Raw genomic sequence first — 20,175 nt, forward strand, 5'->3', positions numbered from 1 at the left:
GTCCGGCGCTTGAACCAGTTGCGTAGGATCCTGAATCGCCAGATTTGCGGCGAAACGGCGATATTGACAGTGAGGTCTTGGGAAACTCAGTGAACGAACCCCGCGCGGAAACGAGGATAGACCTCAATCTGATGAACGTCCTGTACGCCGTCCTGGCAGAGGGCAGCGTCACGCGTGCTGCGCATCGACTTTCCATGACCCAACCCGCCGTTTCCAACGCATTGCGTCGGCTGCGCTACATCATGAAGGACGAGTTGTTTATCAAGGTTCCGGGCGGCGTGGCACCGACAGAGCGCGCTTTGGAAGTCTGGCCCGATTTGCAACGCGCGATGGAGCAGATCCGCGCCATCGCGCTGCCTCAGGATTTCCAGTCGGCCCAAACGAACCTCACCTTCAATGTCGCGATTACCGATACGCTGGTGTCGCGCGTCGCCCCGGAACTTGCGCTGCGCTTTACGGAAGCGGCACCTTTGGCGCGGCTTTACTTTCATCTGCATTCCAATCCCACTTCGATCGATTCCCTTCAACGGGGCGGGCTGGACTGTGCCGTCGGAATGTTCCCGGATGTGGAAGAGGATCTGCAACTCGAAAGCATCCTCTCTGACAACTACGTCTGCGTGTTCAGGCGTGGCCATACCACACTGCGCCCGCCTGTTTCACTGGAGGGTTTCATAGAAGCGGAGCACATCCTGGTAAAACAAGCCCCGCGGCAAGCCGGTATCATCGACAATTGGCTTGGCCTTGCGGGCCACAAGCGGAAAATTCGACTGGTTGTGAATCGGGCGGAAGAAGCAGTGAATATCGCCAGGCAGACCGATCTGGTGGCGGCTGTCCCGTGGAGTTTTGCGCAGAGCATGCCCGGGGCGGAGCAACTGGAAATCGCGCCGCTTCCCTTCGATCACGAGAAAATTCTTTACAAGATGGCCTGGCACAAGCGCAGCTACCGGGATCCGGCGCGCGCCTGGCTGCGCTCTCTCGTCCGAGGGACCGTGGCCGATCAATGCATGTCGTTGCAGACCTAACTCATCGTCTTGATGTCGTTTCGGCGCATCAGTTCCCGAGCCAGATTTCCATCGACTGAGGCAATTCGCCGGGTTTGACAGATGCCCCGAACCGTGGACCGATGTGCCACGACCTGTCGGCACGCCCTCAACCTGCAGTTGCCATGCGGCACGGTGATGGGCGCCATTCTGTCTGGAAATTTGACCGGGCGGGACCGGCCAATAGAGTTCTTGGAAAGACTTCAATGAAAATAATGAAAATCTGATCCAAGAGGGAATACAAATGGCCTATTCAGGAATTACGCGTCAACTCGGTTTTGCAGCGGCGCTTGCTTTTTCGACGTCGAACGCTGCGGGTGCAGAGGAAGTCACCGAGATCCGGCTGCTGGAAATGGGCGGCATTGCCGGTGACGCGGTGCAGGCTGCCTATGTCGATCCTTTTGTCCGGAAGACAAATATCAAACTCGTTCGTGAGAATCCGGCGTCGCTTGGCAAGATCAAGGCCATGGTGGAATCCGGTAATCCGACCGCGGACATGGTGCTGGTGACCGATGGCTGGCTGGCGCAGGCCAAGGAAGAGGGCCTTCTCGAACCGCTCGACTGGGAGGCCATCGACCCCGCGCCGATCATGCCGGGCGCCCGTGACGACTATGCGATTGGCTGGTCCTACGCTTCCGCGGTGATGGCCTGGAACACGGATGCCAGGACGCCCGAGACCTGGGCGGATTTCTGGAACACGGCAGATTTCCCCGGCAAGCGAAGCCTCCCGGACAACCCTTCGATCGTTCTTCCGATCGCATTGATTGCGGATGGTGTCGCGATGGATGAACTCTACCCGCTTGATCTTGATAGGGCCTTCAAGAAGCTTGAAGAGATCCGCCCGGCCGTGTCGGTCTGGTGGACCTCCGCTGGGCAGTCGGCCCAGTTGCTTATCGACAAGGAAGTGTCCTACGGCATCACCTACAACGGCCGGGTCTATGGCAAGCCGAATGTCGATTTCACCTTCAATCAGGCCTATCTGGAACTGTCCTGGTGGGGTGTTCCCAAGGGGGTCTCGCCCGAGCGCAAACTGGCCGCGATGAAGTTTTTTCACGAGACGACACTGCCGGAAAACGAGGCCGTGTTCATGGAGATGGTGCCCTATTCCGGCGCCAGCACCGAGCTTGACGCATTGCTGCCCGAAGAAAAGCGGGCGGATTTCCCGACCACCGCAGGCAACGCTGAACTGCAGTGGACCGCGGACCGTGCTGAATGGCAGAAAGTCGCATCCGAAGCCGAAAAACGCTGGCAGCAGTTCAAGCTTGGCCTGTAAGGCAGTCTCCGACGGTAGCGGATGATCTGAACAAGAGGCGGCGATATGTATTTCGCCGTCTCTTCGGTTTCAGGCCGGGGTTCGAATGGCTGGGCATGGTGTGCCGCGTGGCCCAGCCAGACCAGCAATTCATGTATGCACGCGCTCTTTTCGGCCGGAAGTTCACCGCCCGCGTCATAACATTGAATGATGAAATACATAATTTTTAGGAATTTGACCGCTTCAGCCGTGGATTTACAGTGGTGCGCATGAAGCTGCGGAACCTGAGAATTTCGCAGGGAAAAGCCCGGAAAGTCTGGTGTCTTCGAAAATTTCAGGCCCCTGTTTTTCCGCATTGACGCTCAAGGCCCGTCAGCACGGTCATCATGCAGTGAAATGTCTGGATGCCTGTCTGACGATGAGGAGTATGGAATGAAAACTGGTGATGGGTTGATTGTCGTCTGGATGAATGTGGATCCGCGGCATGACGAAGAACTGCATGATTGGTACGAGGGCGAACATGTTGCGGAAGTCGCCGCAATCGATGGTGTTCTCAGCGTCCGTCGCTTTTTCGATCCGTCACATGCGCTGCGCTACATGGCGATGTTCGAATGTGTCGATGAAACCATCGAGCCCGGTGCCGGTTTCCAAAAGATGGTCGAGAACGCAACGCCCTGGACGATGCGCATACGCAAGCTTTTCGGGGAAGAGCGCCGCCGCGGCAATTACCGGCTGTTGCATGCAGTAGGAAACACCGGTGAGGGTGCCGCGCTTCTGGTGGTTCAGTCCGACATTACACCTGAGGATGGCGCATTTGACTCTGCGCGCCCACATGGCTGCCTCAGCTATCGCGCCTACGTTCAGATGCCGCCGGAGAATGCCTTCCGGCCTGAGCATCAACACCTGGAAATCTACGAATTTGACGACAAGGACGCCTCCGACAGCTGGCGCCTGTCGCTTGGAGCGGGCGGTAATGCCGACCTGTCAGTAAGGACGAGAACCGGCACGCCAATAATCACATAGTCCCGAGGTCCTTGCACACTGCGGTGCGCCGCTGGGGACGGGACCCTGACGTCAGATCTGCTGTGAACCCACGATGAGAAACATTCGCAAATGAACGGAAACCAAAATTGGACCAGAGGAGATAGGAACATGTTTGATGCCATCAGACTGCAGGCGCTCGGCGTTGCGTCAGCGTTGATTTCTGCCAGTGCCACCATGGCGGGTGCCCAGGACGTAACGGAGATCAGGCTCATGGAGATGGGCGGGATCTCGGGCGAGGCGGTTCAAGCTGCCTATATTGATCCGTTCGAGCGCAAAACCGGGATCAAGATTGTCCGCGAGAACCCTGCGTCGCTTGGAAAGATCAAGGCCATGGTCGAATCCGGCAATCCGACCGTGGACATGATGTTGCTGACCGACGGCTGGCTGGCGCAGGCCAAGGTTGAAGGCCTGCTTGAACCTCTCGACTGGGAGGCAATCGACCCCGCGCCGATCCTGCCGGGCGCGCGCGACGACTATGCGATCGGCTGGTCCTATGCATCGGCAGTGATGGCCTGGGACAGCGAGGCAAAAGCGCCCGAGACCTGGGCCGATTTCTGGAACCTGGCCGATTTTCCCGGCAAGCGCAGCCTGCCCGACGACCCGTCAATCGTTCTGCCGATTGCACTCCTTGCCGATGGGGTGCCCAAGGACGCGCTTTATCCGCTCGATCTTGACCGGGCCTTCAACAAGCTCAAGGAAATCAGACCGGCAATTTCCGTCTGGTGGACCTCCGCAGGTCAATCCGCCCAGCTTCTCATCGACAAGGAAGTGACCTACGGGATGACCTATAATGGCCGGGTCTACGGCAAACCGAACGTCGATTACACTTTCAACGAAGGCTACCTCGTTCTGTCGTGGTGGGGCGTACCAAAGGGAACCCCGCCGGAGCGCCAGGCGGCTGCCATGAAGTTCTTCCACGAGACAACACTCCCGGAGAACGAGGCCGTGGCAATGCAGATGATCCCGTACTCAGGGGCGAGCGCCCAGCTGGATGGCGTCATTCCGCAGGACAAGCTGGCCGATTTCCCGACGACAGCAGGCAATGCGGAGATCCAGTGGACAGCCAATCGCGAGGCCTGGCAGCAAGTAGCAGCCGAAGCTGAAAAGCGCTGGCAGCAGTTCAAGCTGGGTCTTTGAATTGGCTTCCGTCATGAAACAAGCGGGGCGGTGGGGGTATCTCTTGCCGCTCCTGTGCTTTGTCGTCTTCGCGTTCGACCTTCCGGTTCTGCGCATGCTTCTGGTGAGCGTCGACAATCCGGCGGACCGGTTAAGCGCCTTTCGCGAATTGTTCGCGACGCCGGTCTATCTTCGCGTTGTTGTCATCACGTTGAAGATCGCCTTCGCGACCGCGGTTCTGTGCGGCCTGTTCGGGTATATCCTCGCCTATTGGATCTACACGATGCAATCGGCCCGGTGGCGGATGTTCTTTCTGGGCACCGTCGGCATGACGTTCTGGATCAGCATCCTCGCGCGCACCTACGCGTGGATCGTCATCCTGGGAAACAACGGGCTGATCAATCGCACGCTGCTTGAGCTGAACATCGTCAATGCGCCGGTCTCGCTGATCTATAACGAAGTCGGGATCCTCATCGGGACGGTCAACGTATTGCTTCCCATCGTGGTGTTGCCGCTTTACGCCGCCATGTCCGGGCTGGACGGTCGCCTGCTGGCCGCTGCGCGTTCGCTGGGTGCCAGCGAATTGCGGGTTTTCTGGCAAATCTTCTTTCCGTTGACCCTGCCTGCTCTTGCGGCCGGTTCGATGCTTGTCTTCATCCTGACGCTGGGTTTCTTCGTGACCCCCGCGATCCTTGGCGGGAACCGGGTGCCGATGGTGGCCACCGTACTGGACAGCTTCATCAATGTGATTTCTGAGTGGCAACTCGCTGCCGCCCTGTCGAGCACGCTGCTGCTGATCACCGTCCTTCTCTACTTTTTCTACAAGAAGCTGCTTGGGATGTCGTCGTCCCAGCAAAAGGAGGCCAACACATGAGCGGTTCCGGTGGCAAGACACGCATTTTCGTGCCGCTCTGCGGTGCGCTGGTCTTCATTTTCCTCTGCACGCCCATCCTGATCACCATACCGATGTCCTTTTCCGCGTCGAGTACGCTGGAGTTTCCGCCCCAGGGGCTGTCGCTGCGATGGTATCGACATTTCATCAGCAGTCCGATCTGGGTCGAGGCCATGCTGACGTCACTTCAGCTTGCCCTGGCTTCGAGCATCATCGCGGTCGCATTGGGCTCACTGGCGGCCTATGGCCTGGTAAGAGGACGCCTCCCGGGGACGTTGTTTCTGGATGCGCACTTCATGGCGCCGATGATCATCCCGCATATCATTACTGCGATCGCGCTCTATTTCGCACTCGCCAAGATCGGCATGCTGGGAAGCTTTGCCGGATTGGTGATTGGTCATGCACTTGTGGCGATTCCCTTTGTGATCACGGTGGTCAGTGGCGCGGTCCGCGCCTTCGACGTCCGCATTGAGCAGAGCGCCCGGTCACTTGGGGCGAAATGGCCCAGGATCATCTGTTCGATTGTCATTCCGAACATCTATCCGGCCCTGTTCGTTGCCTGGGTATTCTCGTTTGTCATCAGTTTCGATGAGGTCATTCTGACCTACTTCGTGTCGGGAACATACGTCACGATACCGAAAAAGATGTTTACCGAGCTTCAACAACAAATCGACCCGACAATCACGGCGGTGGCTTCCCTGCTGATCGCGGGCAGCATGCTTTTGCTGCTCGTCACGGCACGATTCACTGCAAGACTTTCCGCAGACAACCGGGCCTAGCCCGGATGCGGACCAAGGAGCAATAAGAGATGGCACGCGTTGAAATCAACTCGATCACAAAGCGCTATGGCGACGTTGTCGCATTGGACGAAATCAATCTTGCGGTGTCGGAGGGCGAATTTCTGACACTGCTGGGCCCGAGCGGTTCCGGCAAGACCACATTGCTGAACATGATCTCCGGCCTCGGCACGCCAGACGAAGGGCGTATCCTGATCGGTGGTTCGGATATCACACATGTATCAAGTGCGGACCGGAATATCGGCATCGTCTTTCAGAGCTACGCACTCTTCCCGCATATGACCGTGTTCGACAATGTCGCGTTTCCGCTTCGGGTGCGAAGAGAGCCGGCGAGCGTCATTCGCGAACAGGTGAAAACCGCGCTCGATCGGGTGAAGCTGTCGGGTTATGCCGCCCGAAAACCGGCAGCGCTTTCAGGCGGGCAGCAACAGCGCGTCGCCCTTGCGCGCGCCATCGTGTTCCAGCCGTCGATCCTTCTGCTCGACGAACCGCTCGGCGCGCTCGACAAGAATCTGCGCGAAGAGCTCCAGTTCGAATTGCGCGAACTTCAAAAGACCATCGGCATCACCACGATCATGGTCACCCATGATCAGGAAGAGGCGATGTCGCTCTCCGACAGGATCGCGGTGTTCAAATCGGGGAGGATCGAACAGGTTGGCGATCCACGCGCAATTTATACCAAACCGGTAAACGAGTTCATCGCGAATTTCTTCGGCGCGAACAATATTTTCCGGGGCACCGTAAAAAAGCGCAATGGGGGAATGGTTCTCTCTGCCGAGGACGGTATTGATCTCGACATCGTTGAACCGACCGCTTCGGACGGCAACTTCCTTGAGGTCATGATCCGGCCCGAATGCATCAGCGTCGGCAAACCAGAGCAGGCTGCCGGGGTGAGGGGTGAGGTTGTCGGCAGCGTCTATCTGGGATCAACGGTGCGGTATCGGGTCCGGCTGCAAGGCGGCAGAGTGCTCGACGTCAAGGCAACCGACACTCAAGTGGTGTTTTCCGAGCGCGATCAAGTGAGTGTCAGCTGGAGCCCGACCGAGTTGAAGGTCCTGTCGAGCTGATATGTTTTGCTGATGCAGTTCCGCCATTTGGTGGATCGGCTTCAGGATGAAGCGGTCCGATCATCAGTTTCTGTATATGCCTTCAAACCCTTGCCGGGGCGCAGGCACCCTACCAGACGGGCGGCGTTGTCACCCAGAGCACGCGGCCCTGCTCATTGCCGAGATTGCGGAAGCGATGCGGACGGTGGCTTTCGAAGTGGAAAGCATCGCCCTCACCCAGCACGAACCGGTCATCCTCGACCCATAGCTCAAGCTTTCCGGACAGCACGACGCCACATTCCTCGCCTTCATGGGCATAGGATTCTTCCCCGGAGCTGCCGCCCGGGTCGAGGACAATCTCCATCACCTGCAAGGCCCCGTCGTCATGCGCGGTCAAAAAGGACTTCACCATGCCCTTGTCGCCAAAGTCGACGGTACGCCGGCGCCCTTCGCGAACGATGATCCCCGTCTCGCGGTCCGCACTGTCAGCGTCGGCAAAAAGCGACAGAAAGGGAATGCCGATCACCTCGCAGATTGCCCTGAGGTTGCGGATCGAGGGCGAAGAAATGCCGCGCTCGATCTGGCTCAGCAAGCCGGTCGATATGCCGACCCCTTCGGCCACGATCTGCAACGACAGCCCGCGCCCCTTGCGCGCCTGCCGCACCGCCTCTCCCAGAGAGGTGTCGTCCATCCCGCTCATCGGGTCGGAAAGCAGTTTTGCTTCATTTTCGGCTGAGGTCATCGGCGATTCTTCATCTTGGTGAACGGAAGCGGGCGATTTTGCCCTTCGGTATCCTTCTGCTTACCCGCTTCCTGAAGAAAAAACGATTAAAAACCGAACTCAAACACAGATTTTTCACTCAAGTGAAGGTTTTCAGCAATATTGGTTGCATATGTATATTTCTTCATTATCGTGAAGAACGGATTTAAACCGCGTCACCCCGCTTCGGCGTCAAGCGTGACGCAAGACACAGGGAAGATTGCCAATGAAACTCCGTTCGCTTGCCATTGCCGGGGCGCTCGCGCTCTGCGCAGTTCAGTCCCAGGCTGAAGACCTGACCATAGGTGTCACCACAACCGGCGTGCCCTTCACCTTCGTTGACACCGCCACCCAGCAACCGACCGGCGCCATGGTCGACCTGGCCGCCGCCATCGCCGAAGACCTGCAGATGACGCCGGATTTCGCGGTCACGCAGTTCTCTGCGCTGATCCCCGCGCTTCAGACCGGCAAGATCGACGTCATTTCCGCGGGCATGTTCGCCACCGACAAACGCAAGGAAGTCGTGGATTTTTCGACTCCGGTTTACAGCTACGGCGACGTCGCCTTTGTCAAAGCGGACGACGCGGGGAGCTACCAGCTTGACGATTTCGCGGGTGAAGTAGTTGGCGCGCAGATCGGCACCACCTTTGCAGACCAGCTTCAGGCCAAGGGGATCTTCAGCGAGGTGAAACTTTACGACAGCCTCGTCGATATCATGCGCGACGTGCAGCTTGGCCGGATCAAGGCAGGGTTCGGCGACAAGCCGATCATCGCCTACCAGATCGCGCAGAACCCGAACCTCGGGGTAAAACTGGTCGAGGGCTATACCCCCATGGGCACGGGCGAAGTCGCTCTGGCCGTGTCGAAGGAAAATCCAGAGCTGCTGGAAAAGGTGAACGCGTCGATCGCCGAGATGGACAAGAGCGGTGAGCTGGCCGAGATCTTCGCTAAATACGGCCTCTGAGCCCTTTGCGATATCTTTCGGGCCCGGTCATCGCGCCGGGCCCATGACTTTCTGACAGGAGACGTCCATGTCCCCCCTTTTTGAGCGGATCCAGGAATATCTGCCGTTGCTCACCACCGGACTGTGGCAGACCGTTGCCGTGACCCTGCTGTCGCTTGTTCTTGCCTCGGCGCTTGGGCTGGTCTGGGCGCTGATGCGCAGCTCGGGCACCCGCTGGCTGAGCCTGCCTGCGCGCTACATCGTCGAATTCCTGCGCGGCATCCCGATCCTCGTGGTGCTCTTCTACATCTATTTTGTCATGCCCGAACTCGGGCTCGACCTGACCGCCTTTCAGGCCGGGGTGGTTGGCCTGGCGCTGACCTATTCGTGCTATATCGGTGAAACCTTTCGCGGCGGGATCGAGGCAGTGGATCGCGGGCAGGTCGAAGCTGCGAAATCCATCGGCATGAAACACGGCAAGATGATGCGGCGCATCGTGCTGCCGCAGGCCTTTCGCATCGCCCTGCCGCCCTATGGCAACAACATGGTGATGCTGCTCAAGGACAGCAGCCAGGTCTCCGTGATCTCGGTTGCCGAACTGACCATGCAGGGCAAGATGCTGGCCTCGTCGACCTTCGACAACATGACCGTCTTTACCATGGTTGCGGCACTGTACCTCTGCCTGACGATCCCGCTGAACATCCTGATGCGCCGTGTCGAACTCAAGCTGGGAGCCGCGACATGATCCGTTTCGAGAATGTCCATAAATCCTTTGGCAAGCACGAAGTGCTCAAGGGCATCGACGCCGAGGTCGACAAGGGACAGGTCATGTGCCTGATCGGGGCCTCGGGCTCGGGCAAGTCGACGATGTTGCGCTGTGTCAACGGGCTAGAGGATTACCAGTCCGGGCGCATCAGCATCGACGGCGAGACGGTCAACGCCCATGCCTCGTCGATCCATGCGATCCGGACGCGCGTTGCCATGGTTTTCCAGCGCTTCAACCTGTTCCCGCACATGACCGCGCTGCAGAACGTGATGGAAGGGCCAATCCATGTGCTGGGCGAGAACCGCGACGAGGTGCGTGCCCGCGCCGAAGAGCATCTGCGCCGCGTCGGATTGGCCGAAAAGATGGATTTCTATCCCTCCGCCCTGTCCGGCGGGCAGCAGCAGCGCGTCGCAATCGCGCGTGCGCTAGCCATGCGCCCCGACGCCATCCTGCTTGACGAGCCGACCTCGGCGCTGGATCCTGAAATGGTCGGCGAGGTGCTGTCGGTTCTGCGCGACCTGGCGCAGGAGCGCATGACCATGCTGATCGTCACCCATGAGATCCAGTTCGCCCGCGAGGTTGCCGACGGCGTGATCTTTCTTGATCAGGGGCGCATCGCCGAACATGGCAGCGCCGAGGCGGTGCTGTCGAAGCCGACGCATCCGCGGACGCAGGATTTTCTGCGCCGCGTCACCCACCCCGTCTGAACGGAGCCTGACATGGCATTCCAATCCATCTGGGCCGATACCGCCCCCGCGGCACCAACCTTTGCGTCACTGGATGACAGCCTGCGCTGCGATGTCCTGGTGATCGGCGGCGGCTTTCAGGGGTTGTCGGCGGCGCTGCATCTGGCCGAGGCCGGAACGGATGTCGTGCTGGTTGAGGCACAGGAGCCGGGTTTCGGCGCTTCGGGGCGCAACGGCGGGCAGGTGATCCCGGGGCTGAAGGATGATCCCGACACGCTTGACCGGCTCTGGGGGCCCGAGGCCACAGCCTTTGCCGGTGGCACCGCAGATACGCTCTTTGCGCTGGTGGCACGGCTTGGGATCGATTGCGACGCGGTGCAGGGGGGCTGGATTCAGGCCGGAAACCGCCATGTGCATCTGCCTGTCTTGCAGGCGCGCATGCGGCAATGGCAGGCGCGTGGGGTGGCCGCCGACTGGCTGGACGCTGCGGCGATGGCACAGGTGACCGGCGCGCGCGGGTTCCTTGGCGGCTGGCGTGATCCCCGCGCCGGGCGTGTCCATCCGTTGAAGCTGGCACGCGGGCTGGCGCAGGCTGCAGAAACGGCGGGCGCGCAGGTCTTTGCCCGGACAGCGGTAACCGGCCTGATGCGGAGCGGCGCGGGCTGGCAGGCCCGGCTTCCCGGCGGCGCGCAGATCACGGCAGATCAGGTGATCCTTGCCAGCAATGTCTATACGCCCGCCGCGCTTGAGCCACGGCTCGCGCGGGCCACGGTGCCTGCAAACAGCTTCCAGGTCGCCACCGCGCCGCTGAGTGCCGCGCAACTGGCGCGCATTCTGCCCGGCGGCGAGGTGGTCTCCGAGACGCGCCGTGTCGGCACCTATTTCCACATCGGTCCGCAGAATCGCCTGATGCTGGGCGGGCGCGGCGGCTTTGCCGATCCGCAGCGCGCGGATGCATTCGCGCGGATCGAGGCAGAGATTGCGGCGCTTTTTGGCACAGACCTTGAGATCACGCACCGCTGGTTCGGGCGGGTCGGCATGACCCCGGATCACCGCATCCGGCTTTGTGCGCCGGCGCCGGGGCTTCTGGCGGCGACCGGTTTCAATGGTCGCGGCGTCGCGCTGTCGGTTTCGCTTGGCAAAGCCATGGCGGCGCATCTGGCGCAGGGCACGCCACTTCCCATTCCGCCAAGCCCGGCCATTCGCACGCTGCCGCTGCATGCGCTGCACCGGATTTACGGCAGCCTCGGCATTCACTACTACCGTCTGCGCGACGCGCTGGACCGGTAACTCGCCTGTCATCACGGCTGTTGCAGGAAAGCGCGTCAGAAACGGACCCGGCAAAGGGCCTCTGGACAGATGCGCTTGCGTCTTTCACATCTTGCTGAAAATTTAGGCAAACCAGATAAGGCGGCTTTCATGACATCCCTGTTCCGTGCTCTTGGTCCGGCGGTGGCCGGGACTTCGATGGTCGAGGCGATCCGTGCCGGGGTGGGGGCCCTGGTCGGACTTGGCGTGACGGGTCTGTTTCTGCTGTCGCCAGCAGTTGACCTGACGCTTGGCCTCTACCTGATTGCCCCGTTCGGCGCGAGCTCGGTGCTGCTTTTTGCAGTGCCAAACAGCCCGCTGGCGCAGCCGTGGTCGGCGGTGGTGGGCAACACCTTTGCGGCGCTGGTCGGCGTGGCGGTCTGTCTCCTGATCACGGATCCGGTGCTCCGGATCGCTCTGTCGGTCGGGCTGGCGATCGCGGTTACCATCCTGTGTCGGGCGGTGCATCCGCCAGCAGGCGCCGTCGCCATGACCGCCGCAATGAGCCCGGAAGCAGTCGAGCGTCTGGGTTTCTGGTTTGCACTTGCCCCCGTCGCGGCAGGCACCGTCTTGCTGGTTGTCCTGGCCGCGCTTTATGCCCGTCTCACCGGCCGTCGCTATCCGTTCCGCCAATTCGAAGAGCCAGGCCGTCATGGCACCGAAGATCCCGATCCGGTGAATCGCATCGGGCTTTCCGAAGACGAACTGACGGACCTGCTGGGGCGCTATCGCCAGTCCTTCAACCTTGGCGTCGAGGATCTCGCGCGGCTGATCGGCGCAGCCGAGATGCAGGCAGCCACGCATCGGACAGGTCCGCTTCTCGCGACCGACATCATGTCACGCAACCTCGTGACCATCGATCCGGACACGCCGCTGTCTGAGGTTGCGGACCTGTTCCGGCGTCATCGTTTCACGGCGCTTCCCGTGACAGGGTCAGAGGAGCGATATCTTGGCGTGATCTTCCAGATGCACTTGATTGCCCGCGCGCGGGAGGATGCGCTTCGACTTAATCACGGCTACCTCGCCGCGTTGCGACGCCTGCTTGACCGGGACCGCGCGCAGCCGGTTCGTGCCCTGGACATCATGAGCGTCGCCGGGCCACGGGCGATACCGACGACCCCGGTCGCGGTGCTCCTGCCGATGATGGCGGATGGCGACGTCGATGCGGTTCCGGTCCTCGACAGGGGCAGGATTGTCGGGATTGTCACGCGGACGGACCTGATTGCCGCCCTCGCACGATCAAGCCTGCAGGGCGGCGCCGCGTGAAGGCCGCCTCGCTCAGGCCGGCTCGAACGGTTGATCTTCCGAACTCTCGACTTTCTGGCGGCCTGCAACGGCAACATTGTCGATCAGACGGACACCATCCAGCCAGGCAGCCAGGAAAAGACGTGCGGGACGGTCGGCTTTTGTCATCAGCTGAAAGTCAGGGTCGCTGCGCAGTTCGAGATAGTCGATGCTGTCGAAGCCGGCAGAGAGCAGGGCTTCCCTTGCCGTATCAAGGGCCTGCGCGGGGTTTTCGCCCCGGGCGATGGCCTTCGCTGCGGTTGTCAGAACACGGCCGATGACCGGGGCCGTTTCACGCGGTCCGGCGCCGAGCCGCAGATTGCGCGACGACATGGCAAGGCCATCGTCCTCCCGGATGGTGGGGCAGCCGACGATCTCCGTCTTCAGGTCGAGGTCGGTCGCAAGACGCTTCACCACCTGCAGTTGCTGGTAATCCTTCTCTCCGAAGAACGCACGGTCCGCGTCGGTCTGGAGCAGGAGCTTGGTCACCACCGTGGCGACCCCGTCGAAATGGCCGGGCCGGGTGGCGCCGCAAAGACCGTCGCTGACGCCGGAAACGGAGACCGTGGTGGCGAAGCCCTCGGGGTAGATTTCATCAGGCTCGGGAATGTAAAGCAGGTCGATGCCGAAGGGGGCGAGTTTCTCGGCGTCGCTCTCCTCGGTGCGGGGATATTTCGCAAGATCCTCGGGGTTGTTGAACTGGCGGGGGTTCACGAAAAGCGTGACGATGACGTGATCGGTTCTCGCCCGCGCCGCCGCGACGAGGCTCAGGTGCCCGGCATGCAGCGCGCCCATGGTGGGGACAACGCCGATGGTCTCGCCGGCGCGGCGCCAGGTCTCGGTCAGGGCGCGGAGCGCGGCCTTTTGGCGGATGATCTGCATTCATTCGGCTCCTTCATCAGTGAAGATATGACAGGCGGCGGGGAATTCGCGGGCGCGGACCTCGGCGGCATAGTCGCGGACTGCGGCACGGGCATCAGTGGCAAGCTGGGCGTAGCGTTTCACGAACTTCGGCTTGAAGTCATCGAAGAGCCCAAGCATGTCGTCGATCACGAGGATCTGCCCGTCGCATCCGGCCGAGGCACCGATGCCGATGGTCGGAATCGGCAGGTCGGCGGTGATCCGGTCGGCGAGGGCGGCGGGGACCTTCTCCAGCACGATGGAGAAAGCACCGGCCTCTGTCACTGCGGCTGCGTCTTGCAGGATGCGCGCCGCGTCCTCGCCCTTGCCCTGCACCCGGTAACCACCGAGGGCGTTCACCGCCTGCGGGGTCAGGCCGATATGGGCCATCACCGGAATGCCCCGGTCCGTCAGGAAACGGATGGTCTCGGCCATGTGACGACCGCCTTCGAGCTTTACCGCCCCGGCGCCGGTCTCGGCCATGATCCGGGCGGCGCTGCGCAGGGCCTGGGCGGGCCCTTCCTCGTAGCTCCCGAACGGCATGTCGACCACCATGAGCGCGCGTTCGAGGCCGCGGGCCACCGCCTGGCCGTGCAGGATCATCATTTCGAGCGTGACCGGCAGGGTGGAGGGCAGGCCATGCAGCACCATGCCGACGCTGTCTCCGACAAGGACCACATCGCATTCCGCATCGGCGATCCGGGCGACAGGCGTGGTGTAGGCGGTCAGACAGACCAGCGGCGTACCGCCCTTTCGGGCGCGGATGTCACTGGCGGTCAGGGCCTTCTGGGGGGCGGATTGGCTCATCTGAATCCTTTCTCTGGACGCTCGGGCAGGGACATACGGCGTCACGGTCTATTGTGCAACCGCAGCGTAATATTGTTGCGCAAAGAATGGTTTTTTCTTTTCAATTCAGAAATCCAACCCCAGGTCCAGGGTCTGCGCCGAATGCGTCAGCGCCCCGGAGGAAATGTAGTCGACGCCCGTCGCCGCGACTTCGGCGATCCGGTCCAGCCGCATGTTGCCCGAGGCCTCCAGCACCAGACGCCCGGCTGTCATCGCCACCGCCTCGCGCAGGGTCAGGGTGTCCATGTTGTCCAGCAGAACGACATCGGCACCACCCTCGTCCAGCACCTCTGCCAGCTGGTCCAGCCGGTCGACCTCGATCTCGCAGCGCACCATATGTGAGGCCTGCGCCTTTACCGCCTGCAGCACCGGGCGAATGCCGCCCGCCGCCGCGATATGGTTGTCCTTGATCAGGATCGCGTCCGACAGCGAGAAACGGTGGTTGAACCCGCCGCCATGCAGCACTGCCTGTTTCTCGACCAGCCGCAGGCCGGGGGTGGTCTTGCGGGTGCAGGTCACGCGGGTCGCGGTGCCTTTCGTTTCCGCCACAAAGGATGCCGTCATCGTCGCGATCCCCGACAGCCGCCCGGCAAAGTTCAGCGCGACCCGTTCAGCCGACAGGATCGAGGCCGCGGCGCCCGCGATCTCTATCAGCAGATCGCCCGGCCGGATCGCGTCGCCGTCGGTCTTGTGTGCCGTAACCACAAGCGACGGATCCACCAGCCGGAAGGCCAGCGCCGCCACCTGCAGGCCCGAGACGACACCCGCCTCGCGCGCATTCAGCCTTGCCGTGTAGCGTGTCGTTGCCGGGATCACCGTGCGGGTGGTGATGTCGCCATAGGTTCCCAGATCCTCCAGCAACGCGGCGCGGACCAGCGGTTCCAGGATCAGGTCGGGCAGGGGGGTGGTATTCATGCGGGCTCCTTTCGGGCCTGGGCGCGGATCTGTTGCGCCTGTGCAAGCGTAAAGAAGGATCTCTCGCCGGTTTCGCCCCGGACCTCGGGATGGTCCGAGCGGAAATGCGCCCCCCGGCTTTCTTTGCGGGCAAGGGCGGCGGCGGCGATCATCGTGGCGGTTGCGGTCATGTTCAGCAGGGCGTCGCAGCCGGGCTGCGCGGTCTCGATCGCGACAATCGTGTCAAGTGTGCGGCGCAGGCCGGCACCGGTGCGGATCACGCCGGCGCCCTCGGTCATCGCCTGCCGCAAACGGGCGACAAGCGCCGGATCGGGTTCCCCGGCGGGGGCGAGGTCGGGCAGCAGGACCGGTGCGGCATCACCCGCGTCCAGCCCCTTTGCTATCGCATCCGCGCAACGCCGCCCGTAGACCAGTGCCTCAAGCAACCCGTTCGACGCCAGCCGGTTCGCGCCATGCAACCCGGTCGAGGCGACCTCGCCACAGGCCCAAAGACCGGGCAGGGTGCTCGCCCCCTCGGCATCCGTCGCGATCCCGCCCATGTGGTAATGCGCGGCAGCGGCCACCGGGATCGGCTGCGTCACCGGGTCGAGGCCCGACGCGCGGCAGGCGGCGGCAACCGCCGGGAAGTCGGTCAGAATGCGTGCGCCAAGGGCCGCCCGCGTGTCCAGCGCCGGGGCCAGCCCGGCCTGCGTCTGGGCAAAGACGGCGCGTGCCACGATGTCGCGCGGTGCCAGTTCGGCGTCCGGATGTGCCGCCCGCATGAAGCGTTCGCCATGCCTGTTGATCAGCGTCGCGCCTTCGCCGCGCAGCGCCTCGGTCGCCAGCGGCGCAGGGTCGGGACCTCTGGCAATGGCCGTGGGGTGAAACTGCACGAACTCCGCATCGGCGATAACTGCCCCCGCCCGCGCCGCCATGCCCAGCACCTGCCCGCGGATGCGCGGCGGGTTGGTTGTCAGCGCATAGAGCCCGCCCGATCCGCCCCCGGCCAGCAGCACCGCCGCGCCGCGCAGCACAACCGAGCGCGACAGCCCGCCCGAGCAACGCGCGACCTTGACGCCGCGCACGCGGCCATCCTCAACCACCAGCCCGGCGGCAATCACGCCTTCCAGCACCTGCACATGGGGTGCTGCGCGGACCTGCGCGGTCAGGGCCTGCATGATCTCGGCCCCGGCCTGATCGCCCCGGACCCGCACGACACGGGCAAAGCTGTGCGCCGCTTCGCGCGACAGGATGTAAGCGCCTTCCGCGGCCCGGTCGAAGGGCGTGCCCAGCCCGGTCAGGTCGAGGACATGCGCCCGCGCCTCGGCTGTGACCGCCTGCGCCACCTTGGCATCCACGGTCCCCGCCCCGGCCCGTACCGTGTCACGCGCATGCGCCTCGGCGCTGTCTGCAGGGTCCATCGCCGCCGCCACGCCGCCCTGCGCCCAGGCCGACGATGCCCCGGAGCCCAGCGGCTCGGGCGAGATCATCAGGACGGGATGCGGGGCAAAGCGCAGCGCCGCATATAGCGCCGCCAGGCCGGCCCCGACGATCAGGACGCGGGGAGTGTCGATTGGGGTCATCGGATCAGCCGGACAGCTTCCGCGACAGGTCGATCATGCGCTGCACGGCGACACGGGCCTTGTCGGCGACAGCAGCCTCGACCTCGACCGCGCCCTGCATGCTGTGCAGCGACCAGAGCACCTTTTCCAGCGTGATCTTCTTCATGTAGGGGCACATGTTGCAGGGGCCGACAAAATCCACATCCGGCAGCGCGTCCGAGATGTTGGAGGCCATCGAGCATTCCGTGACCAGCATCGCCTTCTCGGGCCGCTGGGCGGTGACATAATCGATGATGCCGCTGGTCGAGCCCGAGAAATCCGCCTCGGCCACCACATCGGGCGGGCATTCGGGATGCGCGATGATGCGGGTGCCGGGGTGCCATTCGCGAAAATCGCGCAGGTCCTGGGCGGTAAATCGTTCATGCACGATGCAGGACCCGTCCCACCAGACGATGCGCTTTTCCGGCACCTGCTGCGCGATGTTCTGCGCCAGGTACTTGTCCGGGGTCATGATGACCGTATCGCTTTCCTGCGCGCGCACAATCTGCGCCGCGTTCGACGAGGTGCAGCAGATGTCCGACGCCGCCTTCACCTCGGCGGTGGTGTTCACATAGGTGACGACAGGCGCGCCGGGGTATTTCGCGCGCATCTCGGCGATCCCCTCGGCGGTGATGCTTTCGGCCAGCGAACAGCCCGCTTCCATGTCGGGGATCAGCACCGTCTTGGAGGGGTTCAGGATCTTTGAGGTTTCGGCCATGAAATGCACGCCGCATTGCACGATCACGTCAGCCTCGACCTTCGTGGCCTCGATCGCCAGCTGCAGGCTGTCGCCCACCACGTCGGCGATCCCGTGATAGATCTCGGGCGTCATGTAGTTATGCGCCAGGATCACTGCGTTCCGCTCGGCTTTCAGTTTGTTGATGGCTGCGACATAGGGCGCAAAGACAGCCCAGTCGGGCGGTGCCACGACGCGATCCATGCGGGCATAGATCCCTGACATCTCGGCGGCGAGGTCGGGGGAGGGGGTGAGATCGTAGTGATCGGCGAGTTCGGCGCGCAGCGCGAATTGATCGAGCAAGAGCGGGGGTCCTCAGGTTATTGCGTGTCGCCATTCCGGGCGTGGGCTAAGGGCTGTCTACGGGCAGGTTGACGTAAGGGCAAGCTGGCGATGGCGCAATATTTCAATGACATACGCTAACATGTGCGGGGGTTCGCCGATCCGCCGCCTGTTTCTGCACGATCTACTTAGCGTCGTGAAAAATTACCCCAAGCGTATGCCTTGTTCCGCTTCTGAGCCGGCTCACCCCATGCCGCATGTTTACCCGGTAGTCGCGTTTCGAACCCGCGACAGGGCGATTGCGCACTGCAAAGACAACTGCATCCCCCTGCGCCAGTGAAACGACTTCTGCGCGGCTCTGCATGCGCGGTCTTTGCTCTGTCAAAACGAACTCTCCGCCGGTGAAGTCCTGTTCGGGGCGGGACAGAAGGATCGCCATTTGCAACGGAAACAGCAGATCTCCGTATACGTCCTGATGAAGACAGTTGAAGTCGTTTTCCACATATTGAAGAAGGAGCGGCGTCGGGCGTGTTTGACCGGCGCCGTGGCATTGCGCAATGTAATCTGCATGCTCCGAGGGAAACCGGGGGTCCAATCCCATCCGTTCGTTCCATTCATTGGCGACAGGCACAAGCTTTTGGTAGATTTTTTCGCGCAGCGTTACGATCAGTCCGGGCAGCGGATAGGAAAAATACTTGTACTCTCCCCTGCCAAAGCCATGGCGTGCCATGTGAATATGACTGCGGAACGGTTCATCCTTGGGATACAGCCCGGCCAGCTCTTCGCATTGCTCAGGTAACAGCAGCCCTTTGAGCGTAGCGCAGCCGAAGGTGTTCAGCTCAGCCGCAAGGCGCGTGTCCGATATCCCGGCAATGCGGTTCAGGAGCGGTTGATTCACGGTCATGCTCAGGTCACTCCGCTTTCCGCTCTGCCTGCAGGATTGCGCTTTTTCTTTCCACGCCCCAGCGATACCCGGACAGGCCGCCGTCAGAGCGGACGACGCGATGGCAGGGAATGGCGACAGCGATATTGTTGGCACCACATGCCTGTGCCACGGCCCGGGATGATTTTGGTGCCCCTATTCTTTCGGCAATTTCGCTGTAACTTGCCGTGGTTCCGACCGGGATGTCGCGTATTGCTTCCCAGACGCGTTGCTGAAAGGCGGTTCCCTGAATATCGAGCGGCAGGTTGAACCCGTATTTCGGATCGTCCACAAACCGGACGACATCGGCGATCAAAGCCCGGTAATCAGGGTCATCGCCAATCAGATCGGCTTTGGGAAACCGCTTCTGCAGATCGTCTGACACCTGCTCTGCTGTGTCGCCCAACAACATCGCGCAGACGCCTTTGGCGCTGCTGGCGACAAGAACGGAGCCAAGAGAACACTCTCCAATTGCAAACAGGATTTTCACGCCTTGCCCTCCCTTTCGTACAAGCTTTGGTGTCATGCCAAGTGCTTTGGTTGCATTTTCGTAGAAACGGCTGCTGGAGCTGTATCCGGCATCGTAGATCGCCGTGGTGATTGACCCGTCGCCCGAACCCACGATGTCACGGAATCGTTTCATGCGATGGGCGCGCGCGTAGGCTTTGGGTGTCACTCCCGTTGCCGCTTTGAATGTCCGCTGGAAATGAAACGGGCTCAGGCCGCTTTGCCGCGCTAGCTGGGCCAGACTGGGTTCTTCCCCGGCCTCTTCGATCATGCGGCACGCCTTCGAAACAAGGGAAGCCGTTTGTTCCTTCGGTGATTGCCGGGTCGGATGGCAGCGCAGGCATGCGCGAAAACCATCTGCCTCGGCCTGTTTGCTTGAGGCGTAAAAAGCGACATTCCGGCGCTTGGGACGCCGCGATGGACAAGCGGGGCGGCAATAAACACCCGTCGAATTCACAGCGTAGAAAAATTTCGGATCAGGTGCCTGTTCTCGTCCAAGAACAGCCTGCCACAGAGTATCGGTTGCCTTCAGTGCGTGTTCCATCCTACAGCC

General features: G+C 61.8%; 20 protein-coding genes. 12 read left to right on the forward strand and 8 right to left on the reverse strand.

Translation table 11 applies throughout. The annotated features are described in order from the left end of the window. Window positions 1-89: 89 nt before the first annotated feature. From PVW51_RS14510 to PVW51_RS14540, 7 genes are all read left to right on the forward strand, one after another. Window positions 90-1,022 carry a LysR family transcriptional regulator gene (locus tag PVW51_RS14510; protein ID WP_269360975.1) on the forward strand — a complete coding sequence of 311 codons (933 nt, stop codon included), beginning with the start codon at window positions 90-92 and terminating at the stop codon, window positions 1,020-1,022. A gap of 262 nt (window positions 1,023-1,284) precedes the next feature. Then, window positions 1,285-2,313, forward strand: a complete 1,029-nt coding sequence (locus tag PVW51_RS14515; protein WP_274575764.1) for an ABC transporter substrate-binding protein — start codon at window positions 1,285-1,287, stop codon at window positions 2,311-2,313. Between the two features lie 411 nt (window positions 2,314-2,724). Next, window positions 2,725-3,315: a DUF4286 family protein gene (locus tag PVW51_RS14520; protein WP_274575765.1), complete on the forward strand. Its 591-nt coding sequence runs from the start codon at window positions 2,725-2,727 to the stop codon at window positions 3,313-3,315. A gap of 129 nt (window positions 3,316-3,444) precedes the next feature. After that, on the forward strand, window positions 3,445-4,473 hold the full coding sequence (locus tag PVW51_RS14525) for an ABC transporter substrate-binding protein (protein WP_274575766.1): 1,029 nt from the start codon (window positions 3,445-3,447) through the stop codon (window positions 4,471-4,473). Between the two features lie 13 nt (window positions 4,474-4,486). Then, window positions 4,487-5,326 (forward strand): ABC transporter permease, encoded by an 840-nt coding sequence (locus tag PVW51_RS14530; protein WP_274575767.1) that lies wholly within the window; start codon window positions 4,487-4,489, stop codon window positions 5,324-5,326. Continuing rightward, on the forward strand, window positions 5,323-6,123 hold the full coding sequence (locus tag PVW51_RS14535; RefSeq protein ID WP_269360965.1) for an ABC transporter permease: 801 nt from the start codon (window positions 5,323-5,325) through the stop codon (window positions 6,121-6,123). The genes PVW51_RS14530 and PVW51_RS14535 overlap by 4 nt, the downstream gene beginning before the upstream one ends. A 29-nt stretch (window positions 6,124-6,152) precedes the next feature. Continuing rightward, a complete protein-coding gene (locus PVW51_RS14540) occupies window positions 6,153-7,208 on the forward strand; it encodes an ABC transporter ATP-binding protein (protein WP_274575768.1) in 1,056 nt (351 codons plus the stop codon). 109 nt (window positions 7,209-7,317) lie between these two features. On the opposite strand, the gene PVW51_RS14545 is transcribed toward PVW51_RS14540, so the two are convergent. Further along, window positions 7,318-7,929 carry a cupin domain-containing protein gene (locus tag PVW51_RS14545; protein WP_274575769.1) on the reverse strand — a complete coding sequence of 204 codons (612 nt, stop codon included), beginning with the start codon at window positions 7,927-7,929 and terminating at the stop codon, window positions 7,318-7,320. A 244-nt stretch (window positions 7,930-8,173) separates the two neighbouring features. Here PVW51_RS14545 and PVW51_RS14550 point away from each other — a divergent pair, with 244 nt between their 5' ends. The 5 genes from PVW51_RS14550 (at window position 8,174) to PVW51_RS14570 (ending at window position 12,916) form a co-directional block, all read left to right on the forward strand. Further along, window positions 8,174-8,911 carry an ABC transporter substrate-binding protein gene (locus PVW51_RS14550; protein WP_274575770.1) on the forward strand — a complete coding sequence of 246 codons (738 nt, stop codon included), beginning with the start codon at window positions 8,174-8,176 and terminating at the stop codon, window positions 8,909-8,911. Between the two features lie 67 nt (window positions 8,912-8,978). Then, complete coding sequence (locus PVW51_RS14555) at window positions 8,979-9,635, forward strand: amino acid ABC transporter permease (protein ID WP_269360958.1); 657 nt, start codon at window positions 8,979-8,981, stop codon at window positions 9,633-9,635. After that, complete coding sequence (locus tag PVW51_RS14560; RefSeq protein ID WP_269360956.1) at window positions 9,632-10,363, forward strand: amino acid ABC transporter ATP-binding protein; 732 nt, start codon at window positions 9,632-9,634, stop codon at window positions 10,361-10,363. The genes PVW51_RS14555 and PVW51_RS14560 overlap by 4 nt, the downstream gene beginning before the upstream one ends. A gap of 12 nt (window positions 10,364-10,375) precedes the next feature. After that, a complete protein-coding gene (locus tag PVW51_RS14565) occupies window positions 10,376-11,632 on the forward strand; it encodes an NAD(P)/FAD-dependent oxidoreductase (protein ID WP_274575771.1) in 1,257 nt (418 codons plus the stop codon). Window positions 11,633-11,761: 129 nt separating this feature from the next. Then, window positions 11,762-12,916, forward strand: a complete 1,155-nt coding sequence (locus tag PVW51_RS14570) for an HPP family protein (RefSeq protein ID WP_274575772.1) — start codon at window positions 11,762-11,764, stop codon at window positions 12,914-12,916. A gap of 12 nt (window positions 12,917-12,928) precedes the next feature. On the opposite strand, the gene panC is transcribed toward PVW51_RS14570, so the two are convergent. The 7 genes from panC to ada all read right to left on the reverse strand — a co-directional run bounded on the left by panC (window position 12,929) and on the right by ada (window position 20,166). After that, the gene (panC, locus tag PVW51_RS14575) at window positions 12,929-13,816 is read right to left on the reverse strand and encodes a pantoate--beta-alanine ligase (RefSeq protein ID WP_274575773.1); all 888 of its coding nucleotides are present in this window, start codon (window positions 13,814-13,816) and stop codon (window positions 12,929-12,931) included. Then, window positions 13,817-14,641 carry a 3-methyl-2-oxobutanoate hydroxymethyltransferase gene (gene panB, locus PVW51_RS14580; RefSeq protein ID WP_274575774.1) on the reverse strand — a complete coding sequence of 275 codons (825 nt, stop codon included), beginning with the start codon at window positions 14,639-14,641 and terminating at the stop codon, window positions 13,817-13,819. A 105-nt stretch (window positions 14,642-14,746) separates the two neighbouring features. Then, window positions 14,747-15,595 carry a carboxylating nicotinate-nucleotide diphosphorylase gene (gene nadC, locus PVW51_RS14585; RefSeq protein WP_274575775.1) on the reverse strand — a complete coding sequence of 283 codons (849 nt, stop codon included), beginning with the start codon at window positions 15,593-15,595 and terminating at the stop codon, window positions 14,747-14,749. After that, complete coding sequence (locus PVW51_RS14590) at window positions 15,592-17,157, reverse strand: L-aspartate oxidase (protein WP_274575776.1); 1,566 nt, start codon at window positions 17,155-17,157, stop codon at window positions 15,592-15,594. The genes nadC and PVW51_RS14590 overlap by 4 nt, the downstream gene beginning before the upstream one ends. A gap of 4 nt (window positions 17,158-17,161) precedes the next feature. Then, entirely contained in the window at window positions 17,162-18,214 is a 1,053-nt protein-coding gene (gene nadA, locus PVW51_RS14595; RefSeq protein ID WP_269360944.1) for a quinolinate synthase NadA, read from the reverse strand. Between the two features lie 163 nt (window positions 18,215-18,377). Then, window positions 18,378-19,097, reverse strand: coding sequence for a 2OG-Fe(II) oxygenase (locus PVW51_RS14600; RefSeq protein ID WP_274575777.1), 720 nt, complete (start codon window positions 19,095-19,097; stop codon window positions 18,378-18,380). 7 nt (window positions 19,098-19,104) lie between these two features. Next, window positions 19,105-20,166, reverse strand: a complete 1,062-nt coding sequence (gene ada, locus PVW51_RS14605) for a bifunctional DNA-binding transcriptional regulator/O6-methylguanine-DNA methyltransferase Ada (RefSeq protein WP_274575779.1) — start codon at window positions 20,164-20,166, stop codon at window positions 19,105-19,107. Window positions 20,167-20,175: the final 9 nt, after the last annotated feature.

It is taken from the genome of Sulfitobacter sp. PR48 (genome assembly GCF_028807335.1).
Lineage (GTDB): Bacteria > Pseudomonadota > Alphaproteobacteria > Rhodobacterales > Rhodobacteraceae > Sulfitobacter.